Below are 13598 nucleotides of genomic sequence, written 5' to 3'. Positions count from 1 at the left end.
GAGGGTCAGCCGAAGCGCTCGATCCGGATCCGGTCCACCGGCTGCCCGGCCGCCACCAGCAGCCGCGACGCGTGCTCGGCGAAGGCGTTGGACCCGCACACATAGGCCTCCCACCCACCCTCCGGCGCCTCGGCCAGGAGCGGCGCCACATGTGCGGCGGCCATACGTCCCACCGGCACCCCCGCAGGGGCGCTCCGCGTGAACACGGGCGTCGTCTCGGCGCCCAACTCGCCCGCGTAGACGAGCTCCTCGGGACTGCGCGCGGACACCAGGAGGCGCAGCGGGACGTCGGACCGCCGTGCCCGGTGGTGCCGCACCATCGACATCAGGGGTACGACGCCGGAGCCGGCGCCGATCAGCAGCGCGGGCCGGTCGCCGGGCCAGGCGAAGAAGCCGCTCAGCGGGCCGCGCACCTCGACCTGGTCGCCGGGCCTGGCCACGGTGTGGAACCAGCCCGACACCTCACCGCCCTCGACATGGTCCAGGGTCAGCTCGATGTGCCCCTCGTCGTCGGGCGCGGAGGCGATCGAGTAGTGGCGCTGGGCCACATAGCCGTCCTCGGCCGTCAGCCGCAGCATCAGGTGCTGGCCGGGCAGATGCCCCGCCCAGGCGGGCACCGCGAACCGGTAGGTGGCGGCGTGCGGGGTCTCCCGGCGGATCTCGGTGAGCGTCGCCGTCTGCCACAGCGCGGCGGCCCGGTTGCTCACGGCGATGCGCCCGGGCACGGCGAACCGCGTGGGCGGAGTGAAGGTCGAGAGGGTGTCAGTCACCGGAGTACCGCTGCTCCTCCCACGGGTTGCCCCGCGCGTGATAGCCGTTCTGCTCCCAGAACCCGGGTTCGTCGTGATCGAGGATCCGCAGCCCCGCGATCCACTTGGCGCTCTTCCAGAAGTACAGGTGCGGCACCAGCAGCCGCGCCGGACCGCCGTGCTCGGCGGACAGCGGCTTGCCGTCGAACTCCCAGGCGAGCCACGCCCGTCCACCGGTCAGGTCCGCCAGCGGCAGGTTCGTGGTGTACCCGGTGTGCGAGTACGCGACGACATGGGTGGCGGCCTGCTGCGGGCGTACGGCGTCCAGAAACGCGTCCAGGGACACGCCCCCGAACCGCACGCCGAACTTCGACCAGCTCGTCACACAGTGGATGTCACCCTCGTACACCGAACCGGGCAGCGCGTGCGCCTCGTCCCAGTCCCAGGTGCGGGGTTCCTCGACCAGCCCGTCGACACGGAAGGTCCAGTCGGCCGGCGACAGCTCCGGCGTGACCTCCGCGGACAGCACGGGCCAGTCGTCGCCCGCGTCGTACTGACCGGGCGGCAGCCCGGCGTTGGGGACGCGGGGGCGTCCGGTGAAGCCTCGGGTGACGTTCATGGTTCAACCGTACGCTGTCGACGGTTGTGCTCCGTCCCTGGTCAGAGGGTCTGATCGTGACGGCCGTATGAACACGGCGGCATTCATTAAGCGCGTATGAACACTCCGCCGCCCCGGGAATAGCCGTCCGCCGGTCTTCCTTGCCGTCTGATGCCCGGCGCGAGTGAAGGAGAGTGGGAGCCATGCCCAAGGCGTACGTGTTCACGCGGTACGGCGGACCGGAGACGGAGGCCCTCGTCGAGGTCGACCGGCCGGTCCCCGGCGCCGGTCAGATCCTGGTCGCGGTGCGCGTCGCGAGCGTGAACCCCATCGACTGGAAGCTCCGCACCGGCTACCGCCGCCCGACGGACTCCGGCGAGCCGGTCTTCCCGGTCGTCTTCGGCAGCGAGGTCTCCGGCGTCGTCGAGGAGATCGGCGCGGACGTGGACGGGTTCGCCGTGGGTGACGAGGTGTTCGGCAACACCGCGGCCGGTGCGTACGCCGAGTACGCGCTGCTGCCCGCCGCGCTCACCGCGCACAAGCCCGCAGGGCTGTCCTTCGCCGACGCCGCGACCCTGCCCGTCGCCGCCGCGACCGCCTACGACGGCATCCGCCAGCTCGACCTGCCGAGCGGGGCGACGCTGCTGGTCACCGGCGCGGGCGGCGGGGTCGGTTCCGCGGCTGCGCAGATCGCCCGGGCGGACGGGGTGCGGGTGCTCGGCCTCGCGAGCGAGGGCAAGAAGGACTTCGTCGAGTCGCTCGGGGCCGTCCACGTCCCCTCCGGACCGGGCTGGACCGAGCGCGCCGCGGCGGCGGCACCGGACGGCGTCGACGGCGTCTACGACCTGGTCGGCGGCGAGGTGCTGGCCGAGGCGGCGCAGCTCCTCACCGACCGGACGAAGCTCATCACCGCGGGCGCGGCGCCCGAGGCGGTCGCCGAACTCGGCGGCGCCCGCGTCGCCCGGGCCCGCACGGCGGCCGTCCTGGACGCCCTGGCCCGGCTCGTGGTGAACGGCGGCCTCGACCCGCACGTCATCCAGCGCTTCCCCCTCGACGAGGCCGGCGAGGCGCTGCGCGCCGTCGAGGAAGGCCACGCCCGCGGCAAGGTCGTCATCGAGGTCGCCCGATGAGCGCGCTCGACACCGCGCCGGTGGGCGCGGCGCACGTCCTGGACAATCCCGCCCTCGCCTCCCTCACCGGCCCGCACGCCCACTTCGCCGAACGGCGGGGCCGCGTCCTGCGCTACCCCGTCGACGTCTCCCCGTGGCTCGCGCTCCCCGAGGACCCCGCCCCGGACGACTGGGCGGACCTCGCGGCGCTCGCGGGTCCCGGCGCCGAGGTGCCGCTGCCGGGCTTCCGCGGCGAGGTGCCGGAGGGCTGGGAGGTCACGTTCCGGATGGAGGGCGTGCAGTTCGTGGACGACGGACTCGCCGCCGCCCCCGAACCGGAGGCGGTGCCCCTCGGCCCCGCAGACGTCCCCGAGATCCTCGACCTGATCGAACGCACCCGGCCCGGCCCCTTCCTGCCCCGCACCATCGAGATGGGCACCTACCTGGGCATACGGCGGGACGGCGCCCTCATCGCCATGGCGGGGGAGCGGCTGCACCCGCCGGGGTGGACCGAGATCAGCGCGGTCTGCACCGACCCCGCCTTCCGCGGCGAGGGCCTGGCGACCCGGCTGATCCTCGCCGTCGCGCACGGCATCAGGGAACGCGGCGAGACGCCGTTCCTGCACACGAGCGCCCAGAACACCAACGCCATCCGGCTGTACGAGGCCCTCGGCTTCCGGCTGCGCCGTACGACCGCGTTCGCGGCGGCCCGCGCCCCGGAGCGGCTGGTGGCCGTGTCCTAGGGGCGGTCGGCGCCGGGAGAGTTGTAGCGCACGAGATAGCCGGCGAACCGTACGAGATCCTCCTCCGGCCAGTCCGCCAGCCGCTCCTGGAAGGCGGCCCGGCGGCTCTCCGTGACCTGGGCGAGGATCTCCCGGCCGGCCTCCGTCAGATGCAGCACCTGCACACGGTGGTCGTCCGGGTCCAGCCGCCGCTCGACCAGCGCGGCCCGCTCCAGGGCCGCCACCTGGCGGCTGACCGTCGACTTGTCGAGGGCGTAGTGCGCGGCCAGGTCGGTCGCCCGGCAGCCGTCGCGCTCCTCCAGGTGCCCGAGCAAGGTGTACGAGACCAGCGACAGCTCGGGGTGCATGCGCCCCGCCGAGGCCCGAGCGCGACGGGCGAAGGCCGTCATCTCGCGCTGGATGCTCTCGACGGCCTCGGTGGCGTCCACGAAAACCCTCCTCCGGACCCTCTTCCAGTTCTGGTTGTATAGTACAACTTGAAGTGAGAGTTGTATAAGCCAACCATTTGGCCAAGCAGTCATTGGCCCACCACGGAACTCGGAGGTCACGCACGATGAGGTCGCCCGCGCTGCGCCATGTGCTCACCCACCTGGTCACCCCGCTGCTGATGTGCATCGGCATGGGGCTCGCGTACATGGGGGCCTTCGTGACCCCGGAGCCCCACCATCTGCCGGTCGCCGTCGTCGGCGCCGGCCCTGAGGCGAAGGTGTTCGCCCAGACCGTCAAGGACAAGGCGGGGGAGGCCCTCGACGTCCGTACGGTGGCCACCCGCGCCGAAGGCGTCGACCTGCTGAAGTCACGTGAGATAACCGGCGCCTACGTGCCGAGCGCGAAGACGCCCGAGCTCGTGATCGCCAGTGCCGGCTCCGACATGGACGCGCTGGCCGTGGAGAAGGTCTTCACGCCCGTCGCCGCCGGGCAGGGCGTGCCGCTGAAGGTGACCGACGTGGCCCCGCCCGTCGCCGACGACCCCACCGGACAGGGCCTGTTCTTCCTGCTGATCGCGCTGAGCATCGGCTCGTACGCCTCGGTCGCCGCGCTCGGCGCAGCGGGCGCCGGCCTGCCGCTGAGGGTGCGGGCGTTGCTCGCGGTCGGTGTCTCCGCGGTCGTCAGCGGCATCGGAGCGCTGCTCGCCGGACCCGTCTTCCACCTGGCCCACCACGGCCTCGCCGGCCTGTGGGGCATGGCGTGGCTGTACTCCGCGGGCATCCTGCTGATCGGCGTCGGCCTGCACACCTTCCTCAAGCGCTGGACCACCCTCGCGATGATGGTCCTGTTCGTGATGCTCAACTTCACCAGCTCCGGCGGCCTGTACCGTCCCGAGCTCCAGAACGGCTTCTTCGGCACCCTGCACGCCTTCTGGAACGGCGCCGGGTTCGTCGAGGGCGCCCGCAGCCTGCTGTACTTCGGCAGCGACGGCCTGGCCCGCAACGTCTGGACACTGGTGGTCTGGCTGCTCCTCGGGCTCGCCGTCACGGCGGTCGCCGCCGCCTACGAGCGGGGCAAGGCGCCCGAGGAGGCCGCTCCGGCGGCTCATGAGGCCGACGCGGAGGAAGAGGTGGAGGAGACGGTCGGGGTGTGATCCTTCGGGTGTCGAGGTGTGATCCTTCGGGTAAGGTAACCGTCCGGTCGGGGACGTTCCCGGCCGCTGGACCGAGGAGGTGGGACCCATTACCGCTGTGTCAGGTCGGGTGCTCGCTCCCCGAGTCGGCGCGGAACACCGGTAGTAGGTGACCGCGAGAGCGCCCTTCGGCTACCGAAAGGCCCTCGGCTTCCATGCCTCCCTTTTCTCCCGCTTCCCCCTCTTCCCCCTCCGCTCCCGCTTCCCGTGACTCCGTCGTGGCCGCGCTGCGCTCCGCCGGCTGCGTCTTCGCCGAGGACGAGGCGGAGTTGATCCTCGCCGCCGCCCGCACGCCGGACGAGCTGACGGCCATGGTGGACCGCCGCGCGACCGGCGTCCCCCTCGAACTCGTCGTCGGCTGGGCCGAGTTCCGCGGCCTGCGCATCACCGTCGAACCCGGCGTGTTCGTGCCCCGGCGCCGCACCGAGTTCCTGGTCGAGCAGGCCCTCGCCCACGCCCCGGCCGCGGCCGTGGTCGTGGACCTGTGCTGCGGCTCGGGCGCCGTCGGTGCGGCCCTGGCCGACGCGCTCGGCGGAGCCGAACTGCACGCCGCCGACATCGACCCGGCCGCGGTGCGCTGCGCCCGCCGCAATGTCGCCGCCTACGACGGCGACGTCCACGCGGGCGACCTCTTCGAGGCACTGCCCGAGCGACTCCGTGGGCGCGTGGACATCCTCGCGGCGAACGTGCCGTACGTCCCCACCGAAGAGGTCGGACTGCTGCCCGCGGAGGCCCGCGACCACGAACCGCTGGTCGCCCTGGACGGCGGCTCGGACGGCCTCGACGTACTGCGCCGGGTGGCCGCCGAGGCGCCCGACTGGCTCGCCCCCGGCGGCTGTCTGCTCGTCGAGACGAGCGAGCGCCAGGCGCCGGCCGCCGTCGACGCCTTCACCGGCAGCGGTCTTGCTACGCGTCTGCTCGTCTCCGAGGAGCTGTACGCCAACGTCGTGATCGGCGTCAGGGCGTAGCCGGTCAGCCGATCGCGTCGGTGGTGGCGGGATCGGCGATCTCCTCCGCCGTCACGTGGTGGCGCCGCTCTCCGACGGCGACGGCTTCGGCGCTCCGCCCCAGCCGTGTCCCGGGAAACCGTCACGCCGGTTCTCCGGACCCGGCATCCTGTCCCGCCACTTGCCCGGGTCCGGCTTCTCCCAGGTGCCGGCGAAGGCGTGGTCGGCGGTCCTGGTGTCGTCGCCGGAGCGGGTGCCGGAGAGGTAGACCGTGTCGCCCTTCTTGAGGGCGTCCGCTCCGGAGCCCTTGTCACCCTCCCGCAGCACCGTGGCGTCGGAGGGCACGGTCCACGTCCACCGGGCGCCGTCCTCGCTCTTGACGGTCACCTGGTCGCCGTCCACCTTCTCGACGGTGCCGCGCTGCCACACCCGTACGACCCACTTGCCGGTGTCGCGGTCCTTCACCGTCGACTCCCCGTGCACCCCCTCGCCGCCGAGCCACCAGCCGTGCGGGTGCCCGGGTCCGCGCTCGCCCGGTGACGGTGACGCCGAAGTCGAGGCGGAGGGTGTCGCTCCGCCGTCCGAACCTGACGAGGTCGCGGCGTACGCGAGGGCGGCGCCGCCGAGCGTGAGGGCGGCCGCGGCCGCCGCGGCCGTCACCGCGCGCGAGCGGACCGACCGGCGCCGCCACCGGTCCCGTAGCGGAGTGGGTTCCCCGGACCCGCCGGGTCCGACGAGTACCTCGGGCCGCGTCGCTTCCTGATCCGGATCGTCCGTCATGGCTCGCTCCCACCGGCGTTGTGGCTCCATGCCCTGCCTTCTTGTGATTGTCGTAGGCGGCCGATAAGAAGCGGGTAATGCCTGCCTGTGAATCCTCGCGCGCGTGAGCGGAAGATCAACTCGGCGTCTGCGCGCGGGCGATGAGCAGCGCCACGTCGTCGGAGTTGTCCGGCTGGTGCAGCGTGCGGACCAGGAGGTCGCAGACCTCCTCCAGAGGCCGGTCGGGGCCGTCGAGCAGTTCCAGGAGGGCGTCGAGGCGTTCGTCGAGCGGGTGCTGGCGGGTCTCGACGAGGCCGTCCGTGTAGAAGACCAGCCGGTCGCCGGGGTCGAGGTCGACGGTCGTGGTGGAGAACGCCACCCCGCCCACGCCCAGCGGCGCCCCCGTGGGCAGTTCGAGGAGCTCCGGCTTGCGCCCCGCGCGCAGCCGGACCGGCGGCAGATGTCCGGCGTTGGCGATCCGGCACTGGCGCAGATGCGGGTCGTGGACGGCGTAGACGCAGGTCGCGATGGAGTGGTCCAGATCCTGTGTGATCCGGTCGAGGTGCTCCAGGAGCCTGGCCGGTTCGAGGTCGAGGGAGGCCAGGGTGTTGGTCGCGGTGCGCAGCCGGCCCATGGTGGCCGCGGCGTTGATGCCGCTGCCCATCACGTCGCCGACAACCAGCGCGGTCTTGCAGCCGTCGAGGGGGATCACGTCGAACCAGTCGCCGCCGACCTCGGCCGTGGCCCCGGCCGGCTGGTAGCGGGAGGCGACCTCCAGGCCGCCCGTGACCGGCGGATGGCTGGGCAGCAGGCTGCGCTGGAGGGTCAGGGCGGTGTCGCGGGCGTTCTGGTACCAGCGGGCGTTGTCGATCTGCACGGCCGCCCGCGCCGCCAGCTCCCGGGCCAGCAGCAGGTCGTCCTCGCTGAAGGGCAGCGGATTGGCCGTGCGCTTGAGGTCCAGGGCGCCCAGTACCTCACCGCGCGCGATCAACGGCACCGCCAGATACGAGTGCACGCCAGCGCGGGCCAGCAGCCCGGCCGCCTCCGGGGAACGGGCGATGCGCGGCAGGTCGGCCTCCTCGACCTCGGCCACCAGCACCGGGTCGCCGGTGCGCACACACTCGGTGACCAGGCGGTCCGGGCCGTACCGGGCGACCTGGCCGGGCGGGTCGGCCGCGTCGAGCGCCGGCGAGGCCTCGTCGTCCGCCTTGACGGCCAGGGCGCGGATCACGGCGGGCTCGGTGGGGCCGAGGCTGCTGCGTCTGCCGTCCACCACCGCCTCCAGCAGATCCACGGCCGCTATGTCGGCGAGCTCCGGCACGGCGACGTCGGCCAGCTCGCGGGCCGTGCGGTCCAGCTCCAGGGTGGTGCCGATGCGTGCGGAGGCGTCCGCGATGACGGCGAGCCGCCGCCGCGCGGACTCCGCCTCGACGGCCGCCCGGTGCTCCTCGGTGACGTCCACGACCGAGGCGGCCACCCCCAGGACGGTGCCGAAGGCGTCCTCCAGTCGGTACAGCGAGATCGACCAGGCGTGCTCCTCGTCCGGGTCGGCGGGGGTGTGGCCGACGGTCTCGTGGTCGACCAGCGGACGGCCGGTCTTCAGGACGTCGAGCGCCGCGGCCTCCAGAGCGGCGGCGTCTATGTGCGGCAGCACCTCGTGGATCGTGCGGCCGAGGTGGTCCTCGGCGGGGACGCCGTTGAGCCGTTCGAGTGCCGGATTGACGGAGACGTACCGCAGATCGGTGTCCAGGACGGCGAGGCCGATGGGGGAGTGCGCCACCACCCGCGTCGACAGCGCCACGTCCCGCTCCAGGCCGCGCACGGTGGACTGGTCGGCCGCGAGCCCCAGGGCGAACACGTCCCCGTGGTCGTCGAGCAGCCGCATGTTGCGGAACTCCACCAGGCGTGTGGTGCCGTCCTTGCGCCGGATCGGGAAGGCGCCCGCCCAGCTCTGCCCGGTGGCCATGACGTCGGCGAAGAGCTTCACGACCAGGTCGAGGTACTGCTCGTGGACCATGATCCGGGCTGCGAACTGGCCGAGCGCCTCCCGGGCCGAGTAACCGAACAGCTCCTCCGCCTGCGGGCTCCACAGCACGATGCGGCCCTGGGTGTCGAGCACCACGGAGGCCACACCCAGCACATCGAGCAGCCCGCTGGGCCGTACCGCCCCGCGCACCGGTTCGTCGCCCTCGGCGCCGGGAGACCGGGCTGCACTCATTGCACGCACCGCCTTCGACCGTCCACACGGCACGTCGTCCCCCGTGCCGACTCCCCTGTTCTACCGCGTCCAACCGCCTCTGGGGCGCCATCGGCGTCCTCCTCCACCATCCCTCAACACGGCGGAGCGCGTCCTGCGAGGGCGGAAGTTCGCTTCCCCGTTCCCGATTGGTCTGTACATGACTACTCGGAGGCGCCACACTGTCCGCCGAGCGCACCCCACCCCCCTCCGAGGAGCCGCCCGCCATGCCCCTGCGCACCCGGCAACGTTGTCGAGCCGCCCTGACCGGACTCGTCGCCCTCGCCACCGCCGCCGCCGTCCTGTCGACCACCACGCCCGCGAGCGCCGCCGACACCTGGACCGAGGCCGGCTCCGACCGCGCCGACCCGCTCACCGAGAGCCAGGGCCTGACCTCGGTCGAGGTCCCGGCGAACAGCGCCAACCGCTACACGGGCATCGGCACCATCCCGCTGAGCGTGAGCAGCCGCGGCTGGAACCACGTCGGCGACCCCGACGCCTCCTACGACGGCTACTACATCGAGCCCTACCAGGCGGACTCGGGCACCGCGAAGATGTACCGGGTGCAGTCCCCCGGCGGCACATGGTCGGAGTACGTCCACACGCTCGGCAGTGGGGAGGCGCTCAACAACTCCTGGGTCGCCATCACCCCGTCGGGCCAGTGGATGCTGTCCGGCGAGTACGGCACCATGACCCGCTTCCTGGTCTTCCCGACCCCCGGCGTCAACGCGAGCACCTCGCCCTCGGCGAACCTCTCGCAGGCCTCCACCGTCACCCTCGACCACGCCGTACGCGACGTACAGGGCTGCGACTTCGTCACCGCGACGCGCCTGCTGTGCTCCTCCGACGACCCGGCGGGCACCCTCTTCGGCATCACCAAGCCGCTGCTCCAGATCGACCTGTCCGCCGAGCCGGGCACGAGCAACGTCACCGGCCATGTCACCGCCCTGCGCCAGCTCCCGCTGCGCAGTTCCTGCTCGGGCACCTTCGAGGCCGAGGGCATCGACTACGACCGGCGCACCGGCACCCTGCGGGTGATCGTCGTCTCGCCCGGGTTCTGTGTGCTGACCGACAGCAAGACGTACCGGTTCACCAAGAGCTGAGGCCGAAGGGCCGGGTCCGCCACTGGTCCCGGCCCGGCAGTGGTGCTTTTCTGAAGGTGTGGCGCGGTGCACGGGGGAACTCGTGCGACCGCGCCGTCGCCATGAGAGGAGCGATCACGATGGATCGTGTGCGCATGCACGAGGAACCCGTCTCCCTGGAGATCAGCGGGTGCAGCAAGGAGGACGCCCGGATCGTGTTCGACGTGCTCAGCCAGTGCTTCGAGTCCGACCGGTCCGCCGAGGACGTGCCCCAGCAGCTCCACGAGACCCGCCCCATGGTGTGGCTCGGCACCTTCGAGGTCACTGATGTCCAGGAGTGCGCGGCCCCGCCCCGGCTCTCGTCCTCCGTCGAGGCCGACGCGCAGGGCGGCTACTGGGCCATCGAACGGCTGCGCTCCACCCTCGACTCCCTCTTCGCGGTCCGCGACCTCTCCTCGGCCTCCGGGGACCAGGAGCGGGAGCTGCATGTTCTGCTCGAGAGCAGGTGACCTGCGGCACATCACCCCGGGGCTGGTTCTGCAACTAGTTGCATAAACCGTGCGCGGTCCTCTACAACAGGAGGGACGACACCGCGCACGGAGGCCTGCCATGAGCCGTTACCCCCATCTGCTGAGCCCGCTGGACCTGGGTTTCACCACGCTGCCCAACCGTGTCCTGATGGGCTCCATGCACGTCGGTCTGGAGGAGGCCGAACGCGGGTTCGAGCGCATGGCCGCCTTCTACGCCGAGCGGGCGCGCGGGGGAGTGGGTCTCATCGTCACCGGCGGTATCGCGCCCAACGACGCCGGGCGGCCCTACGAGGGCGGCGCGAAGCTCACCACCGAGGCGGAGGCCGAGCAGCACCGGGTCATCACCGACGCCGTGCACCGCGAGGGCGGCCGGATCGCGATGCAGCTCCTGCACACCGGCCGGTACGCCTTCCACCGGGACCTCGTCGCCCCGAGCCCCCTCCAGGCGCCGATCAGCCCCTTCCCGCCCCGTGAGCTCACCGACGCCGAGGTCGAGCAGACCATCGACGACTACGCCCGCGCCGCCCGCCTCGCCCGGCAGGCCGGTTACGACGGCGTGGAGATCATGGGCTCCGAGGGCTACCTGATCAACGAGTTCATCGCCGCGCAGACCAACCGGCGGACCGACCGCTGGGGCGGGTCGTACGAGAACCGGATGCGTTTCCCGGTGGAGATCGTGCGACGGGTGCGCGAGGCGGTCGGCGAGGACTTCATCATCGTCTACCGGCTCTCCATGCTGGACCTGGTCCCCGGCGGCTCCACCCACGACGAGGTCGTCACCCTCGCCCAGGCCGTCGAGGCGGCCGGCGCCACCATCATCAACACCGGCATCGGCTGGCACGAGGCCCGTATCCCCACCATCGCCACCTCCGTGCCGCGCGGCGCGTACGCCTGGGTCACCAAGAAGCTCATGGGCGCGGTCGGCATCCCCCTCGTCACCACCAACCGCATCAACACCCCCGAGGTCGCCGAGGAATTGCTCGCCGAGGGCTACGCGGACATGGTCTCCATGGCCCGCCCGATGCTCGCCGACCCCGACTTCGTGAACAAGGCCGCCGCCGGCACCCCGGAGGCCATCAACACCTGCATCGGCTGCAACCAGGCGTGCCTCGACCACACCTTCAGCCTTCAGATCACCTCCTGCCTGGTCAATCCGCGCGCCTGCCACGAGACCGAGCTGGTGCTGTCCCCGACCCGGCTCAAGAAGCGCGTCGCGGTCGTCGGCGCGGGCCCGGCGGGCCTCGCCTGCTCCGTCTCCGCCGCCGAACGCGGCCATGACGTCACCCTCTTCGACGCCGCGAGCGAGATCGGCGGCCAGCTCAACGTCGCCCGCCAGGTTCCCGGCAAGCAGGAGTTCGACGAGACCCTGCGCTACTTCCGCCACCAGCTCGACGCCCACGGCGTGGACGTACGCCTGAACAACCGGGTCGCCGCTGAGGACCTCTCCGGCTACGACGAGGTCGTCGTCGCCACCGGCGTCACCCCCCGCACCCCCGACATCCCCGGCGTCGACCACCCGAGCGTCGTCGGCTACCTCGACGTCCTGCGGGACAAGGTCCCGGTCGGCGACCGCGTCGCGATCCTCGGCGCCGGCGGCATCGGCTTCGACGTCGCCGAGTTCCTCACCGACTCCGGCGACAAGGCCCACGAGGACCCGGCGACGTACTTCCGCCACTGGGGCGTCGACATGGACCACACCGGCCCCGGCGGCCTCGCCGCGCCCGAGCGCCCCGCGCCGCCGCGCACCGTCCACCTGCTCCAGCGCAAGACCAGCAAGGTCGGCGCCGGGCTCGGCAAGACCACCGGCTGGATCCACCGCACCGAGCTCAAGCACCGCGGCGTCACCATGGTCCCGGGCGTGCGCTACGACCGCATCGACGACGCCGGACTGCATGTCACCGTCGGTGAGGAGAGCACGGTCCTGGAGGTCGACACCGTCGTGCTGTGCACCGGGCAGGAGCCGCGCCGGGACCTGTACGAGGAGCTGGTCGCCGCCGGGGTGAGCGCCCACCTGATCGGCGGCGCCGACGTGGCCGCCGAACTGGACGCCAAGCGGGCGATCAAGCAGGGCACCGAGGTCGCGGCCGCCCTCTAGGGGCGTCCCTAGGATGACCCCATGTCACTCCCGCACGCGATCCTGACCGCCCTGCTGGAAAAGCCGTCCTCGGGTCTCGAACTGACCCGCCGGTTCGACCGGTCGATCGGCTACTTCTGGTCGGCGACGCACCAGCAGATCTATCGCGAGCTGGGAAAGCTGGAGGCCGAGGGCCACATCCGGGCGCTGCCGTCACCGCAGCCGGCCCGCGGGCAGAAGAAGTCGTACGAGGTCCTGCCCGCGGGCCGCGCCGAGCTGGCCCGCTGGACGGCCGCCTCCCAGGACCCCAAGCCGTACCGCGACACGCTGTTCCTGCGGCTGCGGGCGGCGGCCGCCATCGGCACCGAGGGCGTCGCGGGCATCGAGGCCGATCTGCGCCGTCATCTGGAGCTGCACCGGCGGCAGTTGTCGGAGTACGAGGAGATCGAGCAGCGCGACTTCCCGCCGGGCAAGGACAGCCCGCAGGACCGGTTGCAGCACCTGATCCTGCGGGCGGGGATCGATCTGGAGACCTTCTGGACGCGGTGGCTCACCCACGCGCTGGAGGAGTTCGCCGAACTGCCCGATCAGAGCCGGTAGGGCTTGGCGCGGCGGCGCAGGAACCAGGCCGCCGCGATGCCGCCGATCCCGACGAGCGCGGCACCGGCGCCCAGGGTGAGCGGACCGTAGTCCTTGATGCCGCCGCCGAGGCCGCCCATCACGCCCCGGGAGGGCGAGGCGGTCGCGGAGATGGTCGGCGTGGAGGCCGTCGAGACGATGACCGACTGGGTGCCCGCGGTGGCGTTGTTGGAGCACATGACGACGACCGTGTACGTCCCGGGGCTCACGTTCGACCAGGCGGCCGACTGCAGGGAGTTCGTCCCCGACAGCGTCACCTGACGGCCCTGGGCGAAGTTCGCCTGGCTGCTGTTGAGGAGCGAGGCGGTGCCCCAGCTGCCGTTGACCTGGGTGCAGGCACTGGTCGTCACCGAGACCGTGGAGCCGGTGGTGCTCACGGAGATGCCCGAGGCCGCGACCGCCGGGGAGACGGCCAGCGCGGCGCCTGCGGCCGCGGTGAGGCCGGAGCGGAGGAGAAGCTGACTTGTACGCATGGACTGCCCTCCGGCGGCACGGTTGGCGGTACGTCCCA

14 protein-coding genes are annotated in these 13598 nt (G+C 72.3%); 8 read left to right on the top strand and 6 right to left on the bottom strand.

Features of this window, described 5'->3' with window-relative positions; all coding sequences use genetic code 11:
* Window positions 1–5: 5 nt before the first annotated feature.
* On the bottom strand, window positions 6–770 hold the full coding sequence (locus CRP56_RS04060) for a ferredoxin reductase (RefSeq protein WP_097260279.1): 765 nt from the start codon (window positions 768–770) through the stop codon (window positions 6–8).
* Entirely contained in the window at window positions 763–1368 is a 606-nt protein-coding gene (locus CRP56_RS04055) for a sulfite oxidase-like oxidoreductase (RefSeq protein ID WP_097260277.1), read from the bottom strand. Before CRP56_RS04055 ends, CRP56_RS04060 begins: the two co-directional genes overlap by 8 nt.
* Before the next feature lie 182 nt (window positions 1369–1550).
* On the opposite strand from CRP56_RS04055, the gene CRP56_RS04050 reads away from it, so the two are divergent.
* Together CRP56_RS04050 and CRP56_RS04045 are read left to right on the top strand one after the other, a co-directional pair.
* Window positions 1551–2477, top strand: coding sequence for an NADP-dependent oxidoreductase (locus CRP56_RS04050; protein WP_097260275.1), 927 nt, complete (start codon window positions 1551–1553; stop codon window positions 2475–2477).
* Window positions 2474–3199 (top strand): GNAT family N-acetyltransferase, encoded by a 726-nt coding sequence (locus CRP56_RS04045; RefSeq protein ID WP_097260272.1) that lies wholly within the window; start codon window positions 2474–2476, stop codon window positions 3197–3199. The genes CRP56_RS04050 and CRP56_RS04045 overlap by 4 nt, the downstream gene beginning before the upstream one ends.
* Here the strand turns inward: CRP56_RS04045 and CRP56_RS04040 are convergent.
* Window positions 3196–3588, bottom strand: coding sequence for a MarR family winged helix-turn-helix transcriptional regulator (locus tag CRP56_RS04040; RefSeq protein ID WP_257041879.1), 393 nt, complete (start codon window positions 3586–3588; stop codon window positions 3196–3198). The two genes, CRP56_RS04045 and CRP56_RS04040, sit on opposite strands and share 4 nt — an antisense overlap.
* Window positions 3589–3752: 164 nt before the next feature.
* Here CRP56_RS04040 and CRP56_RS04035 point away from each other — a divergent pair, with 164 nt between their 5' ends.
* Both CRP56_RS04035 and CRP56_RS04030 read left to right on the top strand, forming a co-directional pair.
* Window positions 3753–4781: a hypothetical protein gene (locus CRP56_RS04035; RefSeq protein WP_097260268.1), complete on the top strand. Its 1029-nt coding sequence runs from the start codon at window positions 3753–3755 to the stop codon at window positions 4779–4781.
* 194 nt (window positions 4782–4975) lie between these two features.
* A complete protein-coding gene (locus CRP56_RS04030) occupies window positions 4976–5788 on the top strand; it encodes a putative protein N(5)-glutamine methyltransferase (RefSeq protein ID WP_097260266.1) in 813 nt (270 codons plus the stop codon).
* A 51-nt stretch (window positions 5789–5839) separates the two neighbouring features.
* On the opposite strand, the gene CRP56_RS04025 is transcribed toward CRP56_RS04030, so the two are convergent.
* A complete protein-coding gene (locus CRP56_RS04025; RefSeq protein WP_097260264.1) occupies window positions 5840–6547 on the bottom strand; it encodes a hypothetical protein in 708 nt (235 codons plus the stop codon).
* 115 nt (window positions 6548–6662) lie between these two features.
* Window positions 6663–8744, bottom strand: a complete 2082-nt coding sequence (locus CRP56_RS04020) for a SpoIIE family protein phosphatase (RefSeq protein ID WP_097260262.1) — start codon at window positions 8742–8744, stop codon at window positions 6663–6665.
* A gap of 245 nt (window positions 8745–8989) precedes the next feature.
* Between CRP56_RS04020 and CRP56_RS04015 the strand changes: the two genes are divergently transcribed.
* The 4 genes from CRP56_RS04015 (at window position 8990) to CRP56_RS04000 (ending at window position 13048) form a co-directional block, all read left to right on the top strand.
* The gene (locus CRP56_RS04015) at window positions 8990–9865 is read left to right on the top strand and encodes a hypothetical protein (protein WP_097260259.1); all 876 of its coding nucleotides are present in this window, start codon (window positions 8990–8992) and stop codon (window positions 9863–9865) included.
* 119 nt (window positions 9866–9984) lie between these two features.
* On the top strand, window positions 9985–10353 hold the full coding sequence (locus tag CRP56_RS04010) for a hypothetical protein (RefSeq protein ID WP_097260257.1): 369 nt from the start codon (window positions 9985–9987) through the stop codon (window positions 10351–10353).
* A gap of 100 nt (window positions 10354–10453) precedes the next feature.
* Complete coding sequence (locus tag CRP56_RS04005; RefSeq protein ID WP_097260255.1) at window positions 10454–12469, top strand: NADPH-dependent 2,4-dienoyl-CoA reductase; 2016 nt, start codon at window positions 10454–10456, stop codon at window positions 12467–12469.
* Between the two features lie 21 nt (window positions 12470–12490).
* Window positions 12491–13048 (top strand): PadR family transcriptional regulator, encoded by a 558-nt coding sequence (locus tag CRP56_RS04000; RefSeq protein WP_097260253.1) that lies wholly within the window; start codon window positions 12491–12493, stop codon window positions 13046–13048.
* Here the strand turns inward: CRP56_RS04000 and CRP56_RS03995 are convergent.
* Complete coding sequence (locus CRP56_RS03995; RefSeq protein WP_097260251.1) at window positions 13036–13560, bottom strand: hypothetical protein; 525 nt, start codon at window positions 13558–13560, stop codon at window positions 13036–13038. The genes CRP56_RS04000 and CRP56_RS03995 overlap by 13 nt on opposite strands.
* Window positions 13561–13598: the final 38 nt, after the last annotated feature.

Origin of the sequence: Streptomyces sp. TLI_55, from assembly GCF_900206255.1 — a bacterium.
Classification (GTDB): Bacteria; Actinomycetota; Actinomycetes; order Streptomycetales; family Streptomycetaceae; genus Streptomyces; species Streptomyces aquilus.
Note: the sequence above shows the minus strand (reverse complement) of the source record. Positions and strands in the feature narration are given on the sequence as shown.

Excerpts from the sequence above, each read along its gene's own strand:
- CRP56_RS04020 (WP_097260262.1), bottom strand. The coding sequence starts at position 8,744 with ATGAGTGCAGCCCGGTCTCCCGGCGCCGAGGGCGACGAACCGGTGCGC.
- CRP56_RS04055 (WP_097260277.1), bottom strand. The coding sequence starts at position 1,368 with ATGAACGTCACCCGAGGCTTCACCGGACGCCCCCGCGTCCCCAACGCC.
- CRP56_RS04045 (WP_097260272.1), top strand. The coding sequence starts at position 2,474 with ATGAGCGCGCTCGACACCGCGCCGGTGGGCGCGGCGCACGTCCTGGAC.
- CRP56_RS04000 (WP_097260253.1), top strand. The coding sequence starts at position 12,491 with ATGTCACTCCCGCACGCGATCCTGACCGCCCTGCTGGAAAAGCCGTCC.
- CRP56_RS04040 (WP_257041879.1), bottom strand. The coding sequence starts at position 3,588 with ATGACGGCCTTCGCCCGTCGCGCTCGGGCCTCGGCGGGGCGCATGCAC.
- CRP56_RS04050 (WP_097260275.1), top strand. The coding sequence starts at position 1,551 with ATGCCCAAGGCGTACGTGTTCACGCGGTACGGCGGACCGGAGACGGAG.
- CRP56_RS04035 (WP_097260268.1), top strand. The coding sequence starts at position 3,753 with ATGAGGTCGCCCGCGCTGCGCCATGTGCTCACCCACCTGGTCACCCCG.
- CRP56_RS04010 (WP_097260257.1), top strand. The coding sequence starts at position 9,985 with ATGGATCGTGTGCGCATGCACGAGGAACCCGTCTCCCTGGAGATCAGC.
- CRP56_RS04025 (WP_097260264.1), bottom strand. The coding sequence starts at position 6,547 with ATGACGGACGATCCGGATCAGGAAGCGACGCGGCCCGAGGTACTCGTC.
- CRP56_RS03995 (WP_097260251.1), bottom strand. The coding sequence starts at position 13,560 with ATGCGTACAAGTCAGCTTCTCCTCCGCTCCGGCCTCACCGCGGCCGCA.
- CRP56_RS04030 (WP_097260266.1), top strand. The coding sequence starts at position 4,976 with ATGCCTCCCTTTTCTCCCGCTTCCCCCTCTTCCCCCTCCGCTCCCGCT.
- CRP56_RS04015 (WP_097260259.1), top strand. The coding sequence starts at position 8,990 with ATGCCCCTGCGCACCCGGCAACGTTGTCGAGCCGCCCTGACCGGACTC.
- CRP56_RS04005 (WP_097260255.1), top strand. The coding sequence starts at position 10,454 with ATGAGCCGTTACCCCCATCTGCTGAGCCCGCTGGACCTGGGTTTCACC.